This window comes from Faecalibacterium sp. 9, from assembly GCF_048320955.1.
GTDB lineage: Bacteria > Bacillota > Clostridia > Oscillospirales > Ruminococcaceae > Faecalibacterium > Faecalibacterium wellingii.
In genome coordinates this window covers 1,391,913-1,411,145 of the sequence record NZ_JBLWGB010000001.1, presented here as the reverse complement: position 1 = coordinate 1,411,145, position 19,233 = coordinate 1,391,913, and the positions used below count along the sequence as shown (strand labels likewise).

At 57.8% G+C, this 19,233-nt stretch carries 18 protein-coding genes; 14 read left to right on the top strand and 4 right to left on the bottom strand.

Annotated features, from left to right (window positions below; translation table 11 throughout):
• The first annotated feature begins 17 nt into the window (after positions 1-17).
• From ACKXF9_RS06770 to ACKXF9_RS06730, 9 genes are all read left to right on the top strand, one after another.
• Complete coding sequence (locus ACKXF9_RS06770; protein WP_418265651.1) at positions 18-884, top strand: DUF4428 domain-containing protein; 867 nt, start codon at positions 18-20, stop codon at positions 882-884.
• Between the two features lie 20 nt (positions 885-904).
• Positions 905-1,996, top strand: a complete 1,092-nt coding sequence (locus ACKXF9_RS06765) for a twin-arginine translocation signal domain-containing protein (RefSeq protein WP_418265650.1) — start codon at positions 905-907, stop codon at positions 1,994-1,996.
• 89 nt (positions 1,997-2,085) lie between these two features.
• Entirely contained in the window at positions 2,086-3,177 is a 1,092-nt protein-coding gene (locus ACKXF9_RS06760; protein ID WP_418265649.1) for a hypothetical protein, read from the top strand.
• Between the two features lie 14 nt (positions 3,178-3,191).
• A complete protein-coding gene (locus tag ACKXF9_RS06755; RefSeq protein ID WP_418265648.1) occupies positions 3,192-4,040 on the top strand; it encodes a TPM domain-containing protein in 849 nt (282 codons plus the stop codon).
• A 13-nt stretch (positions 4,041-4,053) separates the two neighbouring features.
• On the top strand, positions 4,054-4,485 hold the full coding sequence (locus ACKXF9_RS06750) for a hypothetical protein (protein WP_418265647.1): 432 nt from the start codon (positions 4,054-4,056) through the stop codon (positions 4,483-4,485).
• Between the two features lie 33 nt (positions 4,486-4,518).
• Positions 4,519-5,064: a DUF6935 domain-containing protein gene (locus ACKXF9_RS06745; protein ID WP_418265646.1), complete on the top strand. Its 546-nt coding sequence runs from the start codon at positions 4,519-4,521 to the stop codon at positions 5,062-5,064.
• A 16-nt stretch (positions 5,065-5,080) separates the two neighbouring features.
• Positions 5,081-5,686, top strand: coding sequence for a gamma-glutamyltranspeptidase (locus tag ACKXF9_RS06740; RefSeq protein ID WP_418265645.1), 606 nt, complete (start codon positions 5,081-5,083; stop codon positions 5,684-5,686).
• 35 nt (positions 5,687-5,721) lie between these two features.
• Complete coding sequence (locus ACKXF9_RS06735) at positions 5,722-6,795, top strand: hypothetical protein (RefSeq protein WP_418265644.1); 1,074 nt, start codon at positions 5,722-5,724, stop codon at positions 6,793-6,795.
• 34 nt (positions 6,796-6,829) lie between these two features.
• Positions 6,830-8,323, top strand: a complete 1,494-nt coding sequence (locus tag ACKXF9_RS06730) for a bifunctional metallophosphatase/5'-nucleotidase (RefSeq protein ID WP_418265643.1) — start codon at positions 6,830-6,832, stop codon at positions 8,321-8,323.
• Positions 8,324-8,543: 220 nt separating this feature from the next.
• Here the strand turns inward: ACKXF9_RS06730 and ACKXF9_RS06725 are convergent, their stop codons facing one another.
• The 4 genes from ACKXF9_RS06725 to ACKXF9_RS06710 all read right to left on the bottom strand — a co-directional run bounded on the left by ACKXF9_RS06725 (position 8,544) and on the right by ACKXF9_RS06710 (position 13,660).
• Positions 8,544-10,019, bottom strand: coding sequence for a glycoside hydrolase family 32 protein (locus ACKXF9_RS06725; protein WP_418265642.1), 1,476 nt, complete (start codon positions 10,017-10,019; stop codon positions 8,544-8,546).
• 24 nt (positions 10,020-10,043) lie between these two features.
• Positions 10,044-11,717, bottom strand: coding sequence for an extracellular solute-binding protein (locus ACKXF9_RS06720; RefSeq protein ID WP_418265641.1), 1,674 nt, complete (start codon positions 11,715-11,717; stop codon positions 10,044-10,046).
• Between the two features lie 76 nt (positions 11,718-11,793).
• Complete coding sequence (locus tag ACKXF9_RS06715; protein ID WP_418265640.1) at positions 11,794-12,729, bottom strand: carbohydrate ABC transporter permease; 936 nt, start codon at positions 12,727-12,729, stop codon at positions 11,794-11,796.
• Entirely contained in the window at positions 12,713-13,660 is a 948-nt protein-coding gene (locus ACKXF9_RS06710; RefSeq protein ID WP_097781457.1) for an ABC transporter permease, read from the bottom strand. The genes ACKXF9_RS06715 and ACKXF9_RS06710 overlap by 17 nt, the downstream gene beginning before the upstream one ends.
• Before the next feature lie 342 nt (positions 13,661-14,002).
• Here ACKXF9_RS06710 and ACKXF9_RS06705 point away from each other — a divergent pair, with 342 nt between their 5' ends.
• Genes ACKXF9_RS06705 through ACKXF9_RS06685 form a run of 5 tightly spaced genes read left to right on the top strand, consistent with a single transcriptional unit; the run spans position 14,003 to position 19,142 of the window.
• Positions 14,003-15,058, top strand: a complete 1,056-nt coding sequence (locus tag ACKXF9_RS06705; RefSeq protein ID WP_339396093.1) for a LacI family DNA-binding transcriptional regulator — start codon at positions 14,003-14,005, stop codon at positions 15,056-15,058.
• Between the two features lie 20 nt (positions 15,059-15,078).
• Positions 15,079-15,729: a YesL family protein gene (locus tag ACKXF9_RS06700; protein ID WP_418265639.1), complete on the top strand. Its 651-nt coding sequence runs from the start codon at positions 15,079-15,081 to the stop codon at positions 15,727-15,729.
• Positions 15,716-16,333, top strand: coding sequence for a hypothetical protein (locus ACKXF9_RS06695; RefSeq protein WP_418265638.1), 618 nt, complete (start codon positions 15,716-15,718; stop codon positions 16,331-16,333). Before ACKXF9_RS06700 ends, ACKXF9_RS06695 begins: the two co-directional genes overlap by 14 nt.
• A gap of 43 nt (positions 16,334-16,376) precedes the next feature.
• Complete coding sequence (locus ACKXF9_RS06690) at positions 16,377-17,309, top strand: carbohydrate kinase family protein (RefSeq protein WP_418265637.1); 933 nt, start codon at positions 16,377-16,379, stop codon at positions 17,307-17,309.
• A gap of 3 nt (positions 17,310-17,312) precedes the next feature.
• Entirely contained in the window at positions 17,313-19,142 is a 1,830-nt protein-coding gene (locus ACKXF9_RS06685; RefSeq protein ID WP_418265636.1) for an amylosucrase, read from the top strand.
• Positions 19,143-19,233 lie beyond the last annotated feature (91 nt).

The following is a 19,233-nucleotide window of genomic DNA, read 5'->3' as shown; positions in this document are numbered from 1 at the left end:
AATGAAAGGAGCATACCATGATGGGATTCTTTTCCAACCTGTTCGCAAAACAGAACTGTGCCGTCTGCGGCAAGGAGTGCGGCACCCTGCACCGCTCCAAGCTCCGGGATGGACAGTTCCTCTGCGATGACTGCGGCAACAAGTGCTCCAAATATATCCGGCTCAGCGAGCTGACGCTGGACGAGGCCAAGGAGCACATGGAGTATATGGCCCGGATGAAGCGGGTATTCGACGAGGTGTTCAACAAGACCGAGTTCCGGGTCAACGCATACCCCTCCACTCCATCGCAAATGGGGCTGGTGTTCTGCGATGAGCTGGGCATGCTGTACATCGACGACCGCACCGGCGGCCGGGGCAAGATGCCGGAGCTGATCCGCTACGACCAGATCGCCAGCTATGAGGAGTATCTGGACGAGACCCCCGCCAAGGAGCCGGGCCAGGAACCCACCCTCAACGGCGGCGGCCTGAAGCTGAAGCTGGTGCAGCCCCGCAGCATCACCGAGGCCCAGACCCAGCGGGGCATGCATCCCCACCCCTACATCAAGCAGGAGCTGGTCATCTGCTTCAGCAAGCGGGACCGGCGGGAGATCGGCTATGCCCACATCGCACGTCAGCATCTGGACCACATCTTCGGGGTCCACGATAATGAGACCAGCATGTTCGGCCGCCGGATGTCCAAGGCCGAGGAACGGGAACTGAAGGGCCAGATGGGCATGATCGGTGCCATGGGTGCCGTGGCATCTGCCGCCATGAAGGGCGGGCAGCTCTCTGAGCAGGAAAAGGCCCGCTTTGTGGAGAACATCAATCTGGCAAACGACGCCCAGACCGGCGGCATGGCATTGTACAGCCGCCGTGCTGACGAAGCCTTTGCAAAGGTGCAGTGACTGAAAAAGGAGGAACGGATATGAAAAAGATCCAGCGCAGAGATTTCCTCAAGGCCATGGGCCTTACCACCGCCGCCCTCGGGCTGACCGCCTGCGGCGGCTCCGGTGCTGCCAGCGCATCCAGCGTTTCCAGCGCACCGGCTTCCAGCAGCAGTGCCCCGTCCGCTTCGGCACAACCGGAAGCAGCAGAGGACAAAGCCGCCCCTGCAGGGCCCCCTGTGACCCAGTTCCAGACCGGGGAACTGACCATCGGCGACTACACCTTCAAGGCACAGTACATTCCCTTTGACGTCCGCCGCGAGGTATGCGGTGCCTATCATTTGATCCAAGCGGACAGCTACCGGGGCAATTACTTCTTCAGCTTCTACAACGAGGACGATGAAGAGCAGTCTGCCAAGATCTTCGAGTATGCCATCAAGGACGACCGGCTGACCCCGGTGGAAGAGTACAACATTGACGGCAGCAACGCCCTCAGCATCGACCGCAATGGCATCCTGTACGCCATGGACAACTTTGATGTCTACTGCTACGATCTGAACAGCAGCGACCCGGAGGAGTCCAGCGACGCACTGGACTACTCGGGCAGCTGCTATTCCTCCAAGGATCGGGATCTGACCGTAATCTACTGGACCGACTCCGCACCGGTGCTGGTGCAGGACGGCGAGTACACTGAGCTGACGCTGGAGGGCGATAACGAGATCGGCCCCTTCTACAGCATGTCCTCCCTGAACCTCAGCGGGGACGAGCTGCTGACGGTGGGCGAGCTGGAATCCAGCGGCGATGATTACTTTGCTGCCTTTGATCTGGACGGCAATGAGCTGGCCCGCAGCTCGCAGCCGGTGGGCAGCTTTAACGCCGTGATGATGAAGCGCCCCAACGGCTATCTGCTGGACACGGGCTATGTGTGGGAGCTGTACGGGCCGGACGGCACTTTTTTGGAAAAGTCCCTCCCCGTGGGTGAGCGCGAGACCCTGTGCCAGCTGTGCGGCGACTTCTGCACCTTTGATGTTTTCCTGCCGCTGGAAGAAAACGCTTTCCTGGCAGTGGGCCACCACGGCAAAGCCACCGAGCCGGACGAACCGGTGGTGTTCCGCATCACTACGGATTTCTGAGCCGACCGCTTCGGCGGGAAGACCAACGCAAAAACAGCGGGGCCGGGGAAAAGCCCCCGACCCCCTTTGAAACAACAGGAGGAAACGCTATGGCAGGAATGCTGGAATACAAGTGCCCCTGCTGCGATGGCGCCATCCAGTTTGACAGCGCCACCCAGAAAATGAAATGCCCCTACTGCGACACCGAGTTCGATGTGGATACCCTCAAGGGCTACGACGAGGAGCTGAAGGACGAAAAGCCCAGCGAGATGGAGTGGACCACCCCCGGCGGCAGCTGGGCAGAAGGAGAGACCGCCGGTCTGCATACTTACAGCTGCAAGAGCTGCGGCGGCGAGATCGTGGGCGACGACACCATGGCCGCGTCCGCCTGCCCGTTCTGCGGCAACCCCATCGTCCTCACCGGACAGTTTGCCGGGACGCTGCGGCCCGACCTCATCATCCCCTTCAAGCTGGACAAAAAGGCCGCCAAGGCAAAGCTGCAGGAACATCTCAAGGGCAAGACCCTGCTGCCCCGGGTGTTCCGCAGCCAGAACCACATCGACGAGATCAAGGGCGTGTATGTGCCCTTCTGGCTCTTCGACAGCGATGCCGACGCTCAGCTGCGCTTTACCGCCACCCGGACCCGCAGCTGGTCGGACAGCAAATACGACTATACCGAGACCAACTACTACTCCGTCCGGCGGGACGGCACTTTGGGCTTTGACGCGGTGCCGGTGGACGGCTCGTCCAAGATCGAGGACGACCTGATGGAGTCCATCGAGCCCTTTGCCATGCAGGACGCCATCCCCTTCCAGACCGCCTATCTGGCGGGCTATGTGGCGGACAAATACGATGTGAGCGCCGAGGACAGCATCGAGCGGGCCAACAAGCGCATCCGCCGCTCCACCGAGGAGACGTTCCAGCAGACCGTTACCGGCTACGATTCGGTCAAGGTGGAAAACAGCAGCATCCAGCTGCACGGCGGCAAGGCAAAGTATGCGCTGTTCCCGGTCTGGCTGCTGAGCACCAGCTGGCGGGGCGAAAACTATCTGTTTGCCATGAACGGTCAGACCGGCAAATTCGTGGGTGACCTGCCCGTGGACAAGGGCGCTGCCCGCAAGTGGATGCTGGGCCTTACGGCTGCTCTTTCCGCCGCATCCTACGGCGTGATGTGGCTGCTGTGGCTGGCACGGATCCTGTAAAGGAGGGACGAACGATGAAAAAGACTTCCAACCGACTGCACTCCCTCTTTGCGGCGCTGGCAGCACTGATTCTTGCGGCGGCGCTGGCTGTTCCGGCTTTTGCGGTGGAGGGCGGCTTTGCCGACCTGTACTACCGCATGTTCGACGACGCTGAGGTGCTGACCGAGGACGAGGACAACGAGCTGGAGGACGCACTGGAAGAACTGAGCCTGCGCCAGAGCTTCGATGTGACCATTGCCACCATCGAGTCGATGGAAAGCGTTGGTGCCGACAGCATGGAGCAGTTTGCCGATGATCTGTATGACTACTGCCAGTACGGCTACGGCCCCGATATGGACGGCGTGCTGCTGCTGGTGAGCGTAGGCGACCGCAAGTGGCATATCTCCACCTGCGGCTACGGCATCACCGCCTTTACGGACGCCGGCATCCAGTACCTTGGCGAGCAGATGACCCCCTTCATGGCCGATGGAGACTACGCCGGTGCATTCCGCACCTTTGTCCAGTGGTCGGATACCTACATTGACGCTGCCCGGGCGGGCCACCCCTATGACGTGAATAACCTGCCCCGGGAGCCGCTGTCTCTCATGTACCTGTTCCTTGCGCTGGGCATCGGCCTTGTGCTGGCATGGGTCGTCGTCAGCGTAATGAAAAGCCAGCTGCGCAGCGTGGCGTTCCAGGAGAACGCCGCCAGCTATGTGCGGGAGGGCAGCATGAACCTGACCAACAGCCGGGAGCTGTTCCTGTACCGGGACGTGCATCGCACCGAGCATGTGGAGACGAAGGACTCCGACAGCTCCGGCGGCAGTTCCACCCACACCTCCTCCAGCGGCACGACCCACGGCGGCGGAGGCGGTTCGTTCTGAAAGGAGCATGTTTATGAACCCTTATCTTTCGGAAAAAGCCCGGGGCGAGATTCCCCGTTTTCTCAAATGGCTGCGGAACGCAGGGCTTGCCTTCTGCGTGTTCTGCTCTTTTGGCGGGTTGTATACCCTCTGCCTGGACCTGCAGGCCAAGGACACCTCCCACGTGGGAGGCTATGTGCTCTGGATCGTGGTGGGGGCCGTGCCCCTGGCGCGGTTTGCCCGCGGGGAGGCCCGCCGCTACCACGCAAGGACCATCGCCCGGCGGTTGGAGAGCTACTCCGGGCCGGAAGTGCCCCTGCGGTGGCTGTACAACAGCGTCGGCATGGATGCAAAGGACCTTGCATGGTATTTTGAAAACGGCTATTTCGCAAACCTCAGTCTGGACTTGGACCAAAAGGTGGTCCGCAAACGGACCGTGCCCCGCCACGATCCAAAACGGGGCTGAACCCTCACAGCTGAAACAGAAAGGAGCATTCTCATGGGACTTTTTGATAAGATGAAGCAGGCCACGGCTGCCACCGGCGGCAACCAGACCGTCACCTTTACCTTTCAGGCTCTGCCGGAAAGCCTTGCCCAGATGCAGGCGCTGCCGGAAGCAAGCCTTGACACCCCCTTCAAGACTGCGGCCCTCACCGTCTGTGCGCTGTGCGCCTACGGCGCCGACAAGAACATCGGAAAGGAGATGCTCAACTGGCTGCGCGGCCCCCGTCCGCTGAACGGGCAGGATATCTCCTTTTTGAACGACCGCTTCCGGGACGGCAAAAGCTACATCCCCTTCTCCTACTTTGTGGGTGCATCGCCGGAAAACGGCTATACCCCCCGCCAGCCCTTCACCCTGCTGGTGGGCAGCAACCACACCTCCAACGTGGAGGAGGGCTATTGCAAGCTGTTCATCCCCTGCGGCGGTGCCGATGATCCCCGCCCCATCAAGCTGCGCCGCAAGGGCAATGGGCAGTGGTTTCTGTGGGAGCAGTACCTGATGACCGGCATCCGCGTCCCCACGTCTGCCGACCCGTGGGCGTAAGATGAAGAGCCTGACCATGAAGCTGTTTGCCGCCCTGCTGGCGCTGACCCTGAGCCTTGCGGGCTGCGGGCCGGTGGACGGCGACCCCATCCGCTCCGGCGCGGCAGCTTCGGACAGCGCTTCCCGGCCGGACGCTGTGACCGTGGCGCAGCTGCGGCAGCAGGCCGAACAGAACGGCAGCCTTGCCGCAGTGCTCTATCTGGGCAGCGTCCCGGAGCGCACCGCCGATGTGGACGCTGCGCTGGACAGCCTGCAGGAACAGCCGTGGCAGTTTGTTGCGGACATCCCGGCAGACCACCGGGTCGCAGCGCCGGGCGGCGGGCGGGAGCTGTACTGCATCTTTGCTGTGCGCAGGCAGGATACGCTTTTTGTCTACGAAAAGCAGGACCCCCAGTACCCACACCAGACAGGCAGAGAGCTGTATTGCGGGCGGGATGGTCAACCCGTGCTGCTGCTGTGCAACGACACCCCGGACACCCCCGACACCACGGCGGTGGTCTACTGCACCACCGGCCGCGCGCTGGACTGGTCGCCCCGGCTTTCTGCCGGGACCAGCAGCCCGGAGCCGGTGGAGGGCGTAGACGATTTTTCCCAACACCCAACGCCCGGCGCTGCCTCCTGAGGTGCGCCCCGGCAGGGCATGAGAAAGGAGAACTTATGAAAAACCTGAAGCTTCTGGCCGCCCTGCTGGCGCTGACCATCGGCCTTGCAGGCTGCGGCGGGTCGTCCAAAGGCAGCAGCACCCCCAGTTCCAAGCCCGAAAAGATGCTGGACGGAGATAATATGATCGCCCCCAACACCAAAAAGCAGGAGTACACCGAGCCGGAGGACGTGACCTACATGCGCCTGCTGGCTGGGGAGGACGAATACCGCGCCTGTGTGCTGTATCTGGGCGGCTCTTACGAGATCACCACCGATGTGCAGAAGGTGCTGGACAGCCAGACCGACCTGCGGGAGCTGTGGGGCTTCGTCTACGACATCCCGCAGGATCACTGGGTCGTGGCACCGGACGGCGGGTGCGATTTGTACTGCATCTTCCCGCAGGACCCGGATGCCACCCTGTTCGTCTACGAGACGAGCCTGACAGACGATGCCGAAAACCCGCTCCAGCGCGGCAAGCAGCTTTATTACAGTGAGGACGGCCAGCCCATCCTGCTGCTGTGCAACATCAGCGATATCGCCCCCAACACCGAGGTGGAGCTGTACCCCAGCACCGGCGAAGAGCTGGTATTCAGCCCCTTCCTTTCCGGCGAGAACGGCCATGTGGTGGAAGCCGAGGGCGTGTGCGACTTTACCATCTACCCGGAGGGGGACGACTGGGAAACCACCACCAGTCCGTGGTCGCTGGAAGGCAACTGGCTGGAGATCGCCCGCGACACTGACGAGGGCTATTCTGAGACCGACCCGGCAGACGCCGACCGGATGTGCTTTTTGCCCACCGACGCCGAGACCGAGGGCGACCAGCTGCCCCTGACCGCCAGCTACATCACCCCCTACCCGGAGCTGAACGTGGAGGAAGCCGACCTGTTCTATCAGGAGGGCACCCCGGAGGTGCCCTTCCAGACCAATCAGGAGTGGTACGCGACCTTTACCGGGGAGGACGGCTCCCGCTACGCTGTCACGCTGGAGGACGAGGATACCCTTGCCCTCAAGGTCTATCTGGACGGCAAAGAGAGCTACCTGAGCCTTGTCAACACCGTCTACTTTGCACGGCAGGAGGCCATGGGTTGACCGACGCGCACACCAACACCGGGAGGAATGCACCATGAAACACACCAAAAAGATCACCATCCTCCACTCCAATGATCTGCACGGAGACTTTCTGGCAGAGCAGGTGGACGAAAAACTGGTGGGCGGCGTCTCCATGCTGTCCGGCTACATCGAAAAGGTGCGGGCCGAAGAGCCCAACACCATCTACGCCATTGCGGGCGATATGTTCCGCGGCTCGGTCATCGATTCGGAGTACAAGGGCCTTTCCACCATTGAGATCATGAACGCCCTTGCCCCGGACATCGTCACCATCGGCAACCACGAGGTGGACTACGGCATCGCGCATCTGCTGTTCATCGAAAAATGCGCCCGGTTCCCCATCATCAACGCCAACCTCTACATCAAAAACACCCCCACACGGCTGTTCACTCCCTACAAGATCCTGCGGGTGGACGGAATGAACATCCTGTTCATCGGCATCATCACCCAGGACGTCATCAACCAGACCAAGTCCGAGTCGCTGGTGGGGTCCTTTGTGGACACTGCTGCCGCCGCTGCCGAGGTGGGCAAGATCTGCAATGCCCACAACAGCATCGACATCGATTTTACCGTGCTGCTGACCCACATCGGCTTTGAGGAGGACCGCCATCTGGCCCGTCAGCTGGACCCGGCGTGGGGGGTGGACCTGATCATCGGCGGCCACAGCCACACCTATCTGGAACATGCCGTGGAGGAAAACGGCGTGGTCATTGCGCAGGCGGGCACCGGCACCGACCAGATCGGACGCTTTGACATCATCGTGGACACCGACAGCAACTGCATCGATTCCTACACATGGCACACGGTGCCCATCTGCGCCGACACCTGCCCCCGCAACCCCGCCATGGAGCAGGTGCTGCACCGCTTCACCAGTCAGGTGGACGAAAAGTATAGCCACATCGTAGGGCGCTTCCGCCGGGAGCTGACCCACCCGGAGCGCACCCGGGAGACCGAGCTGGGCAACCTGTTTGCGGATATCTTCACCCGCAGCCTTGGCATCGATATTATGCTCATCGGCTCCGGCAGCATCCGGGCCGAGAAGCTTGGCCCCATCGTCACCTACGGCGACCTCATCGAGGGCTTCCCCTACGACGACGGCGTGTTCATGTTCAAGGTGACCGGACAGCAGCTGCGGCAGATGCTGCGCTACATGCTGCGGGAGGAAGCCTACGCCGGACACACCGAGTTCTACCAGCTGCCCTCCACCCTGCGGCTGCGCTACGACCGCACCAAAGGCGACTTTGACTACTTTACCTACTGCGGCAAAGAGGTGGGCAAGGAGATCGGCGACGATGCCCTGTTCACCGTGGAGCTGCAAAACTACCACTTCAAAAACATCGAGAGCTTTTTCAACATCTCCTACGATACCATCTGCAAGCTCCAGAAGCCCCGCAGCGTGGCAACCTCCTGTCAGGATATCCTGATGGAGTATTTCCGGGAGCACGAGATGCTGGATGCCGCCGTGGACGGCAGAATGACCATTCTGGCCCCGGACGGCACTGCCCGGTGAAAGCACAAGCATAAAAAGCATCCGCAGCGCTCTGCACATGGGCCAAGACAGCCCGTCAGTGCCGCTGCGGATGCTTTTTTGCCGGCTGCAGTTCCTCTGCGAACCGGCCCCCTGACGCAGGCTGGAAGAGCAATGACATAACAAACACAGCCCCGCTTTGGCGAAGGAGAAGCCAAAGCGGGGCTGTATTCAATGAAGGAGAAATGAAGGGAATATCAGGTTACAGATTCAGTTCAAACTGTTCCACCGTAACAGTTGCCTTGCCATCGGCGGCAAAGGTGATGCCGTCGGCAGACTGGGGGGTGTAGATCCATGCAGTCATGGTCTGCTCGCCGTCGTTGGCGAAAACTTCGATGCTGTTTTTATCCAGCAGGATGCGGAGCTTGAGCGCACCGTTCTGGCTGCGTACCTTGCAGCTGCGGCGGTGTACGATGTCGGCACGGGAACCGGCATAGCTGCGATCCAGCGTCAGCTCGGAAGTGTAGGGGTCGTAGGTCAGGCTGGTGTGGTGGTCTGCATCAGCAGCCAGCTTCAGGGTAAAGGAGCGGTATTCGCCGGGCTGCACCGTGACGGTCAGGTCGGCCACACGACCCTTGATGCCTTCCAGAGAGGTTTCGCCTTGCACCGTCACATTTTCGTAAAAGGTTCGCTTGCCGTGGGCTGCATCCAGCTCCCGCACCGGGGCCTGAACAATGCGCCCGTCCTTGATGTGCAGCTCCCGGGGGCAGATGGTCTGCCCGAACCACTTGCAGCCCTTGGGCTTATCCTCGGTGTCCGACCAGGTCTGCAGCCATGCGGTCATAAGCCGGCGGCCATCCGGGGCAAGGGTGGTCTGGGTGGCGTAGAAGTCGATGCCGCCGTCCATCAACTGCACGTTTTCCCTGGTGAAGGTGTGGGTGGCTTGGTCGTAGCTGCCGATGAAGGCAATCACGTTGTGACCGTTGTGGAACTCGCCCTTGGGCAGCATCTCCATGGGGCCGAGCATCAGGATCTGCTTGCCGTCCAGCGGGAAGAAGTCCGGGCACTCCCACATTTTGCCGTACTGATTGTTGCAGCGTTCCAGCACCGTGACAAAGTGCCAGTCGAAGCCGTCCTTGCTCTGGAACAGTGCCGCTGCGCCGCTGCCGTCCTCGGCCAGGCAGACGGTGACGGCAGAGTAGGTGCCGTCGGCCTCACGCCAGATCTTGGGGTCCCGGAAGTCGAACTTGCTGAAGCCTTCCGGCAGGTCTTTCTGGGTCAGCACCGGGTTGCAGGCAGGCTTTTCGTAGTTCAGTCCATCACCGATGGCGATGCTCTGGGTCTGGATGTCCCGCATCTCCCCATTGGGCTGCTTTTCTGCCACCACACTGGTGTACATCAGCAGCTGTTTGCCATCGTCCATCTCGGTGGCAGAACCGGAGAAGCAGCCGGGACCGTTGTCCGCCGGGGAATCCGGGGCAAGCGCACAGGGCAGATACTCCCAGTGCAGCAGGTCGGTGCTGACGGCGTGACCCCAGTGCATGGGCGCCCACCGCACATCATAGGGGTTATACTGATAGAACTGGTGATACTTCCCTTTATAATAAGAGAAACCGTTTGGGTCGTTCAGCCAGCCCACATAGGGGGTCATATGGTAGGCAGGGCGTTCCTCCGGGGAGATCGCTGCGCCATGCTCGGCCTCGTAGGCACGGGCTTTTTGTAAAGTCAAATCGTTCATGGAATCCTCCAAAGGAAAGAATTCTTATGCGTAGTAAGCATCCAGATATTTCTGCATAATGCCCAGATAGTCGGACAGGCCGTAGTCTTCCAGCTTGCTCAGATATTCGTTCCACTCTGCATCCGTAGTGCCGTTCATGATCCAGTCGGCCTTCTGCGTATTCATGTAGGTCTGCAGATCTGCCTGCAGGTTAGAGACCTGCTCGGTGTCCTCGCTGCTCATAAAGACATTGGGATAGACATAATCGTTGTTCATATCCGGGGTGTAGATCTCCTTGATCCAGTCCAGACGATACTGTGCATCGTCCGGGCAGGTAACGTATACACCATAGTAATCATCCAGAACCGCCAGAGGTCCGCTGACACACTGCGCTTCACGGACTTCCACGGGAGAAGCATCGCCCAGAGGAGCGTGCTTCAGCATGGGCTCGCCCTTATCGTTGGTGGACAGTTCAAAGATGTTAAAGCCTTCCGCATCGCCGTAAGTACCCCAGTTGTTCTGCGGAGACTGGAGGGGTGCGTACATCTGATCCAGCCATGCGCAAACCAGTGCAGGATTCGTCGCCTTTGCGGTGACAACGCATCTGCCGCGGGCAAAGCCGCTGGTGAAAGAACCGTTCTGCGGAGTGATATTGCGGGTATCGGCGGTCAGGGCAGGCAGCGGCTCCCAGTCGGTCAGGTTGTCAATGTTAGCAACATCCCAGCTGAAGCAGACACCATAGCGGCCAGCCTTGCCCTTGGAAACATAGGTGGACCACTCCTGCGTGAAGCACTCCGGGTCGATGAGCTTCTCGGTATACAGCTTGTGCAGCCAGTCCAGACCATCACGGTAGCCCTGCTGGGTGGCGGCACAGATAACTTTCCGGTCGTTGGTAACGGCGATATGACGGTCCTTGTCTGCATCGCCGTAGCCTTCGCCAAAGCCATTGATGAGGATGCTGGGGTCCTGATCGCCGTTGTTGACGATGCAGGACATGGGGATGATGTCGCCGTCAATGCCATACTCTGCCTTGATAGAAGCGGCGTTATCACGGAATGCCATCAGCACCTGCTCAAACTCGTCCACCGTGGTGGGCATCGACAGACCGAGGAAGTTCAGCCACTTGGTATTGATGAAGCTCATGTTGCCAATGGTCTGGATGGCGGTCTTTTCCGAGCCGAGCTGCTCGATCCAGGGCAGTGCCCAGATGTGGCCATCGCTGTCGGTGCACATGGTGCGGTACTCCGGGTACTTCTCAAAGACCTTCTGGAGATAAGGCATATTGTTGTCAATGTAGTCTTCCAGATTGAGGATGACACCCTGATCTGCGTAGCGCAGCAGATTGCTGTCGGTAAAATCAGCAGTAAAAACAAAATCCGTCAGGGTGTTGGGGTTGGACATATTCAGGGTGATCTTATCGCTCCACTGGTCGGACTGGATGGCGGTCCAGTCGATGTGCACATTGGTCTGCTCTTCCAGACGCTTGAAGATGGTGCGGTTGTTCGGTTCGGGTTCGCTGCCCACAGGGAAGCTGGTCATACCGGTAAAGGTGACCTTTTCGGACAGCGGAAATGTAACGGCACCGGTCACGTCCACAGCTGCGGCAGCAGAATCGCCGCTGCCGGTGGACTTGCCACCGCCACAGGCAGACAGAGCAGCGGCAGAGCCCGCCAGAGCGCAGACCTTGAGGAAGTTGCGGCGAGAGATCAGCTTTTTCATGGTATTTTCTCCTTTTTCATGTTTCTTTTTTCGTGTAACAGATGAGCGTACCTGCTTATAAAATTCTGGAATATCCTCAGCCCTTAATGGAACCAGCCATGATGCCGGCATCAAAGTACTTCTGGAAGAAGGGATACATCACCAGCAGCGGCAGGCTGGAAATAATAATGGTTGCATATTTGAGCAGTTCTGCCATCTTGGCACGTTCGGCAGTGCTCTGGATATCTGCGATCATGCCGGATTCCGGCTGGCTCTGGATCAGGATGGAACGCAGCACCAGCTGCAGCGGCTGCTTCGATGCGCTGTTCAGGTAGATCATGGCGTCAAAGTAGCTGTTCCACATGGCCACGAACTGCCACAGGGCCAGAACTGCCACCACCGGCATACAGACGGGCAGCAGGATCTTGAAGAAGTAAAGCATCTCGCTGGCTCCATCCACATCCGCAGCTTCGCGCAGCTCACGCGGGACGCCTTGATAATAGGTACGGGCAATAATCATGTTCCACACGCTGAATGCTCCCGGCAGAATGACCGCCCACATGGAATCCAGCAGACCCAGATTGTTGATGAGCAGGTAGGTGGGGATCAGACCGCCGCTGAAAAACATCGTGATCACAAACAAGGTGTTGAAGATCTTTTTGCCTTTGAAGTCCGGCAGCGACATAGGATAAGCGGCAAGCATCGTCACAGCTACCGAGATGATGGTGAAGATGATCGAGTAAAGCACCGCGTTCCTGAAGCCGACCCAGATCTGCTTGTCCGAAACGACACGCTGGTAAGCATCCAGACTCCACTTGCTGAAATCAAAGGAGATGCCCTTGTTTTGCAGCGTGACCGGGTCCATAAAGGACGCGATGACGATGTAGATCATCGGAACGATGATCGCCAGCAGGAACAAGCCCAGAAGTGCGTAGCCGCAGTACAGGATGATCTTATCTTGTTTGGTGTAGAGGGCCATTTTTGATTTTTTCTGTTTTGCCATGGTAAACCCCTCCTTACAAGCCCTTGCCATCGTTCATTTTGGCAACGATCTTGTTCACTGCGATCAGCAGGATGACGTTGACAATGGTGTTGAACAGACCGACTGCCGTGGAAAAGCTGTAATCGCCGTCCAACAGGCCCTTTTTATAAACGTACGTTGCAATGATCTCGGCAGTGTTCAGGTTCAGGTCAGTTTGCAGGGCATAGGCTTTTTCAAAACCGATGCTCATGATGTTGCCTGCCTGCAGGATAAACTGAATCACGACCATATCCTTAATGGCGGGCCACTCCACCGTCATGATCTGCTGGATCAGGTTTGCGCCGTCGATCATCGCAGCTTCCTTCAGATCTTTGCTGGCGTTAGAAAGGGATGCGGTGTACATGATGGATGCCCAGCCGGCACCCTGCCAGATGCCGCTGATAATGTAGATGGGGCGGAATGCTTCCGGCAGCGTCATGAAGTTGATGCTGGTGTGAAGCAGGCCGTTCACCGGACCGGTGACACTCAGCAGCACTCGGACGATACCGCACAGCACGATGACCGAGATGAAGTTGGGCATATACAGCACCAGCTGCACTTTCTGCTTGATCTTCTTGCTCTCGATACGGTTGAGCAGGAATGCCAGCAGGATGGGGATCGGGAAGCCCCACAGCAGACCGTAGACGCTCAGCTTCAGGGTGTTGATCAGATAACGCTGGAAGTCCGGCGAGGACATGAAGCGGGTAAAGTTTTTGAAGCCTACCCACTCGCTGCCCCAGATGCCCTTGAAGGGATTGTACTTCTGGAACGCGATCAGCACACCGCCCATGGGAGCGTACTTGAACACCAGCGTCAGTGCCACGGCAGGCAGCAGGAACAACAGGTAAAGCTGCCAATGCCGTTTGATGTAGACCCATGTGTTGTGCAGCTTGCGTTCTGCCGTCAGCACAGCCGTTTCCGGCGAGGCCGTCTTTGCTTTCATGAATCATTCTCCTCCTTTTGATTTGTGTTTTACATTTGCACCTTTGAATTTTACATTTTTTCGCTTCTATTGTGCAAATGTAAACTTCTGTAATTCATTTATACCACTCAAGAAAGCGAATGTCAACGATAATTCATGGTATACATCAAAAATTATTGTGAATTTGTACAGATGCACAAATTCAAAAGTGCGCTAATATGCAAAATGATGATTTGCATTTTTGCATTTGACTAATTTGTGCATTTGCACTATACTGGAGTCGCAAAGAATAAGATCCGTCACCAGACTTTACCTATAAAAGAAAAAGCACCCGCTCCTATTTATAAAGAAAGAGGATGACTTATGGCAACCAAAGTCACCATTCAGGATATTGCAAACGAACTGCAGCTTTCCCGCAACACAGTTTCAAAGGCCATCAACAACACCGGTGTGCTGGCAGATGCCACACGGGAGAAGATCCTGCGCAAAGCCGCCGAAATGGGCTATAAGCAGTTCGCCTATCTGCCGCTGTTTCAGGAAGACGCTGCAAAAACAGCAGAGCCTTCCATTCTGCCAAGTGACAAACGGGAGATCGCCATGCTGACGACCCGGTTTCTGAGCAGCTCTCACTTTTCCTCCATGATGCTGGATCGTTTCCAGTCGGAAATCGACCATCTGCACAGCGGCATGACCATTCATCGCATTTCTCCCATAGAGCTGAAAGAGAAAAAACTTCCATCTTCTCTCGACATCCAGTGCACAGCCGGCATCATCTGCATTGAAGTATTCGACTATGACTACGCACAGATGCTGTGCGATCTGGATGTTCCGCTGCTGTTTGTAGACACCCCTGTGATGGATATGCGTCCGCCCCTTAAAGCCGACCGCCTTTATATGGAAAACCGCATTGAGATCCAGAATGCAGTGGCCCACATGGTCCAGCGCGGCAAAAAACGCATCAGCTTTGCGGGGGATAAAAACCACTGTCAGTCCTTCTTTGAGCGTTATATGGCTTATAAGGATGCAGTGGAGTACTTTGGTCTGACAGAAGGCCTGAGCACCTGTGCGATGCCATCTGGACAGCAGAACTATCCGGTATCCCTGTACGAAACCATACGTCGGTTCAAAACGATGCCGGATGCCTTTGTCTGCGCCAATGACTTTGTTGCCATGGATCTGGTCAAGGCATTGAATGAGCTGGGGTATTCGGTTCCCGATGATATCTGGGTCTGCGGCTTCGATGACAGTCAGGAGGCTTCCTACTTTGCCCCCCGTCTGACTTCGATCCATATCCATGGACAGATCATGGGCTACACCGCTGCCAATCTGCTTATGACCCGCATCGAAGAGCCATCGCTGAACTATCGCACCGTCTATACGGAAACCAACCTGATCCTGCGCGAATCCACAGGAGATTGAGCGAAAGGAGAACCCCCCCCATGCGTGACCTGTGCAATACGGACAAGCCGCTGTTTGCTGTGCTGACGAAATTGACTTACAGTGCTTACCTGAACATCTTATGGCTCGTGTGCAGCCTGCCCATCGTTACCATAGGGGCTTCTACGACCGCATTGTTCTACGTCACGCTCAAAATGGCGGAAGATCGGGACGATGGTCTGACCCGGATGTTTTTTAAGGCGTTCCGGGAAAATTTTAAGCCCGCCACAAAACTCTGGCTGATCCTGCTGGCAGTCGGCAGTTTCCTGGCTGTGGATGGCTTTGTGCTGCGCCGAATGTGGAGCGAAAACATTTTCTGGACGCTGCTCACTGCAGTGCTTATTGGTGCGGCAATTCTGTACGGCATCGTTCTGCTGTATGCCTTTCCTCTGCTGGCACGGTTTGAAAACACCACCTTCGGCATCCTGAAAACAGCGTTTCTCGTGGGTGTCCGGTATCTGTTTTGCACCCTGCTGATGGCGGCGATCTATGGCATCATGGGGTACGTCATTGTGTTTGTGTTCACGCCTGCATTCCTGCTGGGCATGGGCCTGTGCGCCATGCTCTGCTCCTTTCTGATGCTTCGGATCCTCTATCTGATCGGTGGAGACCCTGATGCAGTACACGAGGAATACGACCATGACAAAAACTGACCGGGATACGCTCCGTTCCCTCCATGGGCGCAAAAAGTGGGAGCACATCTGGGCATATTACAAGCTGCCCATTGCGATCGTGCTCATTGTCGTCTATATCCTCGGCTATGCAGCCTACCGTCATGTGACGAAAAAAGAGGATGTGCTTTACCTTGGTCTGGTAAATATCACTGCCGGGTCCGATCTGACGGAACAGCTTACCACCGGCTTTGCCGAGGCGCAGGGTCTGACCAAAAAGCAACAGGTCGATCTGCTGTCCGGCTTGCTGCTCAGCGAAAGCGAACATGCAGAGGAGCAGTATGTATATGCTTCGGAGATGAAGCTGCTGGGTGCAGTCAGTGCCCAGCGGTTAGATGTTGTTCTGATGGACGAATATGCACGGGATCGACTGTTGGCAGAGGATTATTTTCTCGATCTGCGGACACTGGATGCGTCTTTCCATGAACTGTCGGGTTTGAACGCCGGTGGGACCGTGCTGGATATTTCGGACACGCCGTTTGTCAGGCAGGCAGGTTTTTCTGGCAAGGTCTATCTTGGGGTAGTGCAGAATGCACCGCACCCGGAGCGTGCAGCCGCTTACATTCATTATCTGTTCCAGCGGTGACCGTTGGGTTTTAGCTTATAGGATAAAAATAAGGAGAAAACGCATGGACATTTTAACGATTGGTGAAGTTTTGATCGACCTGACCCAGACCGGCAAAGATGAGCGCGGCATTCCTCAGTTTGCCGCAAATCCCGGCGGTGCACCGGCCAATCTGGCTGTGGCAGCTGCCCGGCTGGGCGCACAGACCGCCTTTATCGGCAAGGTGGGTGCGGATGCTTTTGGCCGCTACCTGAAAGAGGTTCTGGCAGAAAACAAGGTGGATGTTTCCGGCATGGCGGTGGATGCAGACCACCCCACCACCATGGCGGTGGTCTCGGTGGATGCCACCGGCGAGCGGGATTTCAGCTTCTACCGCAGCGCCAACGCTGACGTGATGCTGTGCAAAGAGGACATTTCGGACGAGGCTCTGAAAGCTGCCAAAATCGTCCACTTCGGCTCTGTCAGCCTGACCGCTGACCCCTCCCGCACTGCCACGCTGGACGCTGCTGCCCGTGCCAAAAAGCTGGGTGCTACCATCACCTACGACCCCAATTACCGTGCAAACCTCTGGAAGAACAAAGAGGATGCCATTGCTCAGATGAAAGCACCCCTGCCGCTGGTGGATATTCTGAAAGTGTCCGATGAAGAGCTGCCCCTGCTCACCGGCACCACCGACTGCGAAAGCGGCACAGCCCAGCTTGCCCAGAACGGCATCCGGCTGATCTTCGTCACCTTGGGTGCAAACGGCGTATTCTACCGCTTTGGGGACAAGACCGGCCATGTGGCGGGCGTTCCTTGCAAGGTGGGCGACACCAACGGCGCAGGCGACACCTTCTTTGGGGCGGCTCTGTCCAAGCTCTGCAAGGAGGAGCTGGACACCCTGACGGTGGACAAGCTGGAAAGCATTCTGGCCTTTGCCAACAAAGCGGCCAGCATCACCACCAGCCGGCATGGTGCCATCCCTGCCATGCCCACCCTTGCAGAAGTGGAGGGCTGAACCATGGCAGCAAAACAGGAATTTGAGTCCCGATTCGCCAAGCACAAGGACGAGCTGGAATGGCTGTTTATGGAACTGTACCACAACCGGGAAGGTCTGGAAGTTCTGGAGCGGGAGATGGCAGAAGCCTACAACGCCCGCAGTGCTGAGCTGAAAGCACTGGACAAGGCACGCACTGCCGACCCGGAGTGGTACAAGCGTGGCAATATGTTCGGCATGACCATGTACACCGACCTCTTTGCCGGAAATCTGAAAGAGCTGGCAAAGAAGCTGCCCTACCTCAAGGAGCAGAAGCTGACCTATCTGCACCTGATGCCCCTGCTGCAGATGCCCCATCCCCACAACGACGGCGGCTATGCGGTGGAGGATTTTGACACCGTAGACCCGGCCCTTGGCACTAACAAGGATCTGGAAAACCTGACCCGGGAGCTGCGGAAAGCCGGCATCAGCCTGTGTCTGGATTTTGTGATGAACCACACCGCCAGCACCCACCGCTGGGCGATGGCGGCAAAGGCAGGAGACCCGTGGTTTCAGGCCTATTACCACCTCTACGAGGACCGCACCATCCCCGACCAGTACGAGCAGACGGTGCCGCAGGTGTTCCCCAACACCGCACCCGGCAACTTTACATGGTGTGAGGAGATGCACAAGTGGGTGCTGACCACCTTCCACGACTACCAGTGGGATCTGAACTACGCAAACCCGGCGGTGTTCGTGGACATGACCAAGAGCATCCTGCATCTGGCAAATCTGGGCGTAGAGGTGTTCCGCATTGATGCAGTGCCTTATATCTGGAAGCAGCTGGGCACCACCTGCCGCAATCTGCCGCAGGTGCACACCATCGTGCGGATGCTCCGCATGGTATTGGAATGCGTCTGCCCGGCGGTCATCCTCAAGGGCGAGGTGGTCATGGCACCCAAGGAGCTTGCCGCCTACTTCGGTACCCCGGAAAAGCCGGAATGCCATATGCTCTACAACGTGTCCACCATGGTCAACCTGTGGGGTGCCCTTGCCAGCCGGGATACCCGGCTGCTGAAAGCCCAGCTGGATGCCCTCCACGCCCTGCCGGACAACTGCTGGTTCGTGAACTATCTGCGCTGCCACGATGACATCGGCTGGGGTCTGGATGAAGCCGTGGAGAAGCGGCTGGGCATCGACCCGCAGAAGCACAAGGAATACCTGTACCACTTCTATGAGGGCAATTTCCCCGGCAGCTGGGCAAAGGGTGAGCTGTACAATTACGACCCTGCCACCGGCGATGCCCGGAGCTGCGGTACCACCGCCAGCCTGTGCGGCGTGGAGCAGGCACTGGAAAAAGGCGATAAAACCGCACTGGACTATGCGGTGAAGCGTGACCTTTTGCTGCACACCGCCATGGCGTTTTTGCAGGGCTTCCCCATGCTGAACTGCGGCGATGAGATTGCACAACTCAATGGCTGGGACTACAAAAACGACCCCGACCGTGTGGAGGACAGCCGCAATCTGCATCGCAGCAAATTCAACTGGGAAGATGCCAAGCAGCGCACCCAAAAGGGCACACTGCAAAACCAGCTGTGGCAGGGCATGGAGCAGCTGCGCCAAATGCGTGCAGACCCCTGCTTTGCCCCGGATGCGTGGGTGACCACATGGGACAGCCACAACCCCGGCGTGCTGGCACTGGTACGCAAGCGCGGCGAGGAAACGCTGGTGGGACTGTTCAACTTTACCGAGTACCCGGCAGGGGCAAGTCTGGACGCTCTGGGCGGCAAGTATAAGACCGCCGATGGCAAGTCGGTCTGGTTGGCGGATGTGGAGCTGAATCCCTATCAGGCACTGCTGGTAAAAAACAAATAAGCAAAACGATCCCACCTGGCTCTCTCTTTTTGCCAAAGTTTTCATTGCGTTTTCTTGCACCCTGCCGAAAGTGACGTGTTCTCAAAAGTTC

What these genes read in the sequence shown, in the direction of transcription:
- ACKXF9_RS06770 (WP_418265651.1), top strand. Translation starts at nt 18, where the DNA reads ATGATGGGATTCTTTTCCAACCTGTTCGCAAAACAGAACTGTGCCGTC.
- ACKXF9_RS06765 (WP_418265650.1), top strand. Translation starts at nt 905, where the DNA reads ATGAAAAAGATCCAGCGCAGAGATTTCCTCAAGGCCATGGGCCTTACC.
- ACKXF9_RS06760 (WP_418265649.1), top strand. Translation starts at nt 2,086, where the DNA reads ATGGCAGGAATGCTGGAATACAAGTGCCCCTGCTGCGATGGCGCCATC.
- ACKXF9_RS06755 (WP_418265648.1), top strand. Translation starts at nt 3,192, where the DNA reads ATGAAAAAGACTTCCAACCGACTGCACTCCCTCTTTGCGGCGCTGGCA.
- ACKXF9_RS06750 (WP_418265647.1), top strand. Translation starts at nt 4,054, where the DNA reads ATGAACCCTTATCTTTCGGAAAAAGCCCGGGGCGAGATTCCCCGTTTT.
- ACKXF9_RS06745 (WP_418265646.1), top strand. Translation starts at nt 4,519, where the DNA reads ATGGGACTTTTTGATAAGATGAAGCAGGCCACGGCTGCCACCGGCGGC.
- ACKXF9_RS06740 (WP_418265645.1), top strand. Translation starts at nt 5,081, where the DNA reads ATGAAGCTGTTTGCCGCCCTGCTGGCGCTGACCCTGAGCCTTGCGGGC.
- ACKXF9_RS06735 (WP_418265644.1), top strand. Translation starts at nt 5,722, where the DNA reads ATGAAAAACCTGAAGCTTCTGGCCGCCCTGCTGGCGCTGACCATCGGC.
- ACKXF9_RS06730 (WP_418265643.1), top strand. Translation starts at nt 6,830, where the DNA reads ATGAAACACACCAAAAAGATCACCATCCTCCACTCCAATGATCTGCAC.
- ACKXF9_RS06725 (WP_418265642.1), bottom strand. Translation starts at nt 10,019, where the DNA reads ATGAACGATTTGACTTTACAAAAAGCCCGTGCCTACGAGGCCGAGCAT.
- ACKXF9_RS06720 (WP_418265641.1), bottom strand. Translation starts at nt 11,717, where the DNA reads ATGAAAAAGCTGATCTCTCGCCGCAACTTCCTCAAGGTCTGCGCTCTG.
- ACKXF9_RS06715 (WP_418265640.1), bottom strand. Translation starts at nt 12,729, where the DNA reads ATGGCAAGGGCTTGTAAGGAGGGGTTTACCATGGCAAAACAGAAAAAA.
- ACKXF9_RS06710 (WP_097781457.1), bottom strand. Translation starts at nt 13,660, where the DNA reads ATGAAAGCAAAGACGGCCTCGCCGGAAACGGCTGTGCTGACGGCAGAA.
- ACKXF9_RS06705 (WP_339396093.1), top strand. Translation starts at nt 14,003, where the DNA reads ATGGCAACCAAAGTCACCATTCAGGATATTGCAAACGAACTGCAGCTT.
- ACKXF9_RS06700 (WP_418265639.1), top strand. Translation starts at nt 15,079, where the DNA reads ATGCGTGACCTGTGCAATACGGACAAGCCGCTGTTTGCTGTGCTGACG.
- ACKXF9_RS06695 (WP_418265638.1), top strand. Translation starts at nt 15,716, where the DNA reads ATGACAAAAACTGACCGGGATACGCTCCGTTCCCTCCATGGGCGCAAA.
- ACKXF9_RS06690 (WP_418265637.1), top strand. Translation starts at nt 16,377, where the DNA reads ATGGACATTTTAACGATTGGTGAAGTTTTGATCGACCTGACCCAGACC.
- ACKXF9_RS06685 (WP_418265636.1), top strand. Translation starts at nt 17,313, where the DNA reads ATGGCAGCAAAACAGGAATTTGAGTCCCGATTCGCCAAGCACAAGGAC.